The following is a 4,432-nucleotide window of genomic DNA, read 5'->3' on the forward strand; positions in this document are numbered from 1 at the left end:
GCGCCGGTGCCCTGGCGCGCAAACCTGCGCCTGATGCTCGAAGAGGAAGCAAAACTTGGCTAACGTGCTTGTGACCGGCGGGGCCGGATTTATTGGCGGCAATTTCGTGCATTACTGGAATGCGCACCATCTTGACGACAGGGTGATCGTGCTCGATGCGCTGACCTATGCTGGCAATCGCTCCACGCTGGAAGGTGCGGCCAATGCCGAGCTGATCGAAGGCGATATCCGCGACACTGCTTTGGTCGAGCAGCTGCTGCGCGATCACGACATCGCCACGATCATCCACTTCGCCGCCGAGAGCCATGTCGACCGCTCGATCAGCGGGCCGGATGCCTTTATCGAAACCAACATCCTGGGCACCAACAGCCTTTTAAAGGCTGCCCGTGCCGTTTGGCTGACGGGCAGCGGCCAGCCCCACCGGTTCCATCACATCTCGACCGACGAAGTGTTCGGCTCACTGGGGCCGCATGATCCGGCCTTCTCCGAGATCACGCCCTATGCCCCCAATTCGCCCTATTCAGCCTCGAAGGCGGCGTCCGATCACCTCGTGCGCGCTTACCACCACACCTACGGGCTGGAAGTCACGACCAGCAATTGCTCGAACAATTACGGGCCCTACCAGTACCCCGAAAAGCTGATCCCGCTGTTTCTTCTGAATGCGCTGCACGGGCGCAATCTGCCGATCTACGGCGACGGGATGAACGTGCGCGACTGGCTGCATGTCGAGGATCATTGCCGCGGGATCGAGGCCTGTCTGCTCCGTGGCCAGCCCGGCGAGACCTACAATATTGGTGGCGGGGCCGAGCTGCCCAACATGACTGTGATCGATACGGTCTGCGCCGAAGTTGACCGTGCCTTTGCCGAGATACCTGATCTGGCGCAGCGCTATCCTGCGGCGCCGGCTGCGCGGGGCGAACGGACCGAGACGCTCAAGACCTTCGTCACCGACCGCGCTGGCCATGATCGCCGCTACGCGATCGACGAGACCAAGGCGCGAGCCGAGCTGGACTATGCCCCTCAGCAGGGGTTCGAGACCGGATTGCGCCAAACCCTGCGGTGGTATCTCGATAATGAGCACTGGTGGCAGCCGCTCCGACGCGGCTAGGCCGCAGACCGTCAGGAGACGGGGGCTAAGCCCCGACTACGCCGACGTCGCAGACGATCTAATAAATGCGTTTGACCCAACAGGTCTGGGCACCTGTGTTCCCACTTCGAGCGGGGGCGACACTCTTTGTACTTCGAGCGAGAACAACGAGATCTTCGTTTCAGGTTGAAAATCCGACAGCGGCATCACGGCTGGGGACGTTGGAGGGTTCCTGGGCACGGCTGCGCTTGAATTGAATCCTGGCGGTGCTGCCGCAAATTGCATGTTCCTCTCGCAGCGCGACACCGCAGGCAAGGTGTTGGCCGCTTCGATTTGGGTCCCGGCCTGAGCAAGCTCGGCAAGCTCGGCAAACTGGGGGAGCTGAGACGCGCCTGCGGGTGCGTTGTTGCCGGGGCGCCTCGATTTAGTCCGAGTGGGCTGGTCGCGATTGAAAGGCTTGAAGTCGGCGATATGGTCCTCGCGTATGATCCTGAGACCGACAAGGTCGTGCCCCCAACCGGCCCTCTACGTCATGACGATCGAGCCCAAGCCGAGCTATTTGTTGTTTTCCGCGCCGCCGACGGCGAGACGAGACATTTCGAGGCATCCGACGACCATCCATGGCTCAATGTTGCGAAGGAATGGCGGAACCACAGAGGATCAGGCAATTTGAAGTCCGATTGATCTCGCGTGATGGTCAGTCGTTCGAGGCAACCGAGGTTGGCCTCACCGGTAAAGTCGAGGCCGCCTAGGCCCTGACACTTGATGAATCCCATACTGGCCTCAGCGCAAAAGCTCGCTGACCAGCGAGGGCTTCCGGGCGATCATCGCCAGCAGCACCTGCGCAGGACCGGTCGGTTGCCTGCCCCATGTTCCCAGTTGAGCAGTGTGCCTTTGGCGACACCGATGCTGCGTGCAAACGCGCTTTGCGACAGGCCTGTCTGGGCCCGGATCGCCGCGACATCTACAACGGGTACCTCGATAGTGTGGATGCGCGTGCCGGTATCCTTGCCCTGAGCATGATCCAGCGCCTCGCTCAGTCCCTGCATGATGCTCTCGTAAGCCGTGCTCATCATCGATCTCCATAGGTTGCGATCAGGGTCTTGCTCAGCTCCACCGCTGCTGCCTGCTCGGCCCTGGTCAGATTATCGTTCTCATTCCTGGCGAAGACAGTGATCAGGTAGATTGGCAGACGCCTGCCACCGAACACATCAATGGTGCGGTAGCCGCCGCTCTTGCCGGCACCTGCACGCGGGATACGCATCTTGCGTAATCCTCCGCCCAGCGACACGCCCGCCTCCGGATTAGCGGCGGTTTAGTCGACCAGGTTCATGCGTTCGCCATCGTTCGTGATGGCCTGGGCGCGCCGCTGGACCTCGGGCAGTTCGACAACGGTCTGCAAGGTCGTGATACACGCCATGTCTGAGCCACTGACGTATAGGGCAATGGCGGATATTTAGCCCTCGTACGCCAGTCAAGCAATCGCCCTGCTCTCGGGCGCTTGCAGGGTTGGGCGTACGTCTATAGGCACCTGAAAACGCTCTATGACAGTCGTCCGCGTTGGCCCAAAATTGCCGCTGGGGCAAATCCGCCCCTGATCCGAGCCGCGCCTTCGGCGCGTGCGCGTAACCCGCTGCACCGGCTCAAGAATTACCTGTTGCCCTGACAACGCTGCCTCAAGCGGATCGGTTTTCGACGCAACGGCGGGTAGCCAGCCTGCATATCAGTGCCCTGAAAGCGAGTGTGTGCCGGTAGTCAGCGCAGGCTCAATCAAATCCTACTTCAGCAGGTCCATCGCGATCGCGCGCACTTGTGCGCCCATATCCTCGCGCGCCAGCGCCAGTGCCAGAGTCGCCTCGACGAACCCGATCTTGCTGCCGCAATCATACCGCGCACCGTCGAAGGTGACCGCGTGGAACGGCTGCGTGCCAATCATCTTCGCCATTGCGTCGGTCAGCTGGATTTCGCCGCCCGCCCCCTTGCCCTGGGTTTCCAGCACCCGCATGACTTCGGGCTGGAGGATATAGCGGCCCGAAACGATCTTGTTGGAAGGCGCGTCGGCAGCTGCCGGTTTTTCTACCAGCCCGCGCACTTCGGTCAGCGCGCCTGACGCTGGGCCCGGTTCGATCACGCCGTAGCTCGACACCTGATCCATCGGCACTTCGAGCACGGAGATCAGGTTGCCGCCCACCTCGTTATATGCCTCGACCATCTGCTTCATGCAGCCGCTGCCGCCTTCGCGCGCCACCATCAACTCGTCCGGAAGGAAGATCGCGAACGGCTCGTCCCCGACGATAGCCCGCGCGCACCAGATCGCATGGCCAAGGCCCAGCGGCACCTGCTGGCGCACCGCGATCACATCGCCGGGGGTCGCCCGCGTGCAGTCAAGCACGCTCAGATCCTTGCCGCGCTCACCCATCGTCTGTTCGAGTTCGAAGGCGATGTCGAAATGCTCGACGATACCGGTCTTGCCGCGCCCGGTGACGAAGATCATTTGCTCGATCCCCGCCTCACGCGCTTCGTCCACCGCGTACTGGATCAGCGGACGGTCGACCACCGGAAGCAGTTCCTTGGGAACCACCTTGGTGGCGGGCAGAAATCGGGTACCGAGACCGGCAACGGGGAACACGGCTTTGCGGATCGGCTTGGGAGACATGCAGAATCCTTGGAATGCTTATCACTGGATCGGGCGAGCCGCGCACGCGTGGTGCGAAGCTCGGTTCTGGTCAACGCCCTTTGTGGCGGTGATCCCGCTGCTGAACGGTTCAACCAAGAAACGTGAACTTTCTTGGCATCGGGCCAGGAGTGTTGAAAAATCAGGCGAATCGCATGGGTTCGCGGGCGGGCCTCGATCCTGGATGTCGGCGGTGTTGATCACTGCGTGAACCAGATTGCCATCCGTGTCGGTCAAGATGTGGCGCTTGCGCCTTTTGGTCTTCTTGCCGGCATCATAACCCCGAGGCTCGCCGCTCTCGGTGGTTTTGACGTTCCGACTGTCGATTACTCCGGCGCTGGGCGGAGCTTCACGCCCTGCCGCTTCTCGGCCGATCAACAACAGGGCTCGATTGAGCGAAAGCTTCAGACCGTTGTCTCGCCAAAGATAGCCGCGGACTGTCGGCGCTGGTGACCAGCAGACTGGCTGTTGCAAAAGAACAAAATCGCGCAATCTCTGCAGAGGTGGCCACCCTTAAGAGAGCGGATAAAGACGCTCTGACTGGATTCGCTAAGTGCGCAAAACTGTTTCGCGAAACGCAGCGCAATATGATGTGGCGTCCAACTTCAGGGTGCTTGACCGGGTGATGGATTGCGGTAATCGCATAGGAATTGATACTGGCGCTTTCCGAT

General features: G+C 61.1%; 4 protein-coding genes and 1 pseudogene. 1 reads left to right on the forward strand and 4 read right to left on the reverse strand.

The features are described 5' to 3' along the window. Window positions 1-55 precede the first annotated feature (55 nt). The gene (gene rfbB / locus Q0L48_RS16620; protein WP_296722816.1) at window positions 56-1,108 is read left to right on the forward strand and encodes a dTDP-glucose 4,6-dehydratase; all 1,053 of its coding nucleotides are present in this window, start codon (window positions 56-58) and stop codon (window positions 1,106-1,108) included. A gap of 803 nt (window positions 1,109-1,911) precedes the next feature. Here the strand turns inward: rfbB and Q0L48_RS16625 are convergent. The 4 genes and pseudogenes from Q0L48_RS16625 to Q0L48_RS16640 form a co-directional block, all read right to left on the reverse strand. After that, window positions 1,912-2,160 carry a helix-turn-helix domain-containing protein gene (locus Q0L48_RS16625; RefSeq protein WP_296722818.1) on the reverse strand — a complete coding sequence of 83 codons (249 nt, stop codon included), beginning with the start codon at window positions 2,158-2,160 and terminating at the stop codon, window positions 1,912-1,914. Then, entirely contained in the window at window positions 2,160-2,378 is a 219-nt protein-coding gene (locus Q0L48_RS16630) for a type II toxin-antitoxin system RelE/ParE family toxin (protein ID WP_296722820.1), read from the reverse strand. Before Q0L48_RS16630 ends, Q0L48_RS16625 begins: the two co-directional genes overlap by 1 nt. Before the next feature lie 486 nt (window positions 2,379-2,864). Beyond that, window positions 2,865-3,743 (reverse strand): UTP--glucose-1-phosphate uridylyltransferase, encoded by an 879-nt coding sequence (locus tag Q0L48_RS16635; RefSeq protein WP_296722822.1) that lies wholly within the window; start codon window positions 3,741-3,743, stop codon window positions 2,865-2,867. A 192-nt stretch (window positions 3,744-3,935) separates the two neighbouring features. Further along, a pseudogene (locus tag Q0L48_RS16640) lies at window positions 3,936-4,226 on the reverse strand (transposase); the annotation flags it as partial. Window positions 4,227-4,432: the final 206 nt, after the last annotated feature.

Source organism: Erythrobacter sp. (assembly GCF_024305245.1).
Lineage (GTDB): Bacteria > Pseudomonadota > Alphaproteobacteria > Sphingomonadales > Sphingomonadaceae > Erythrobacter.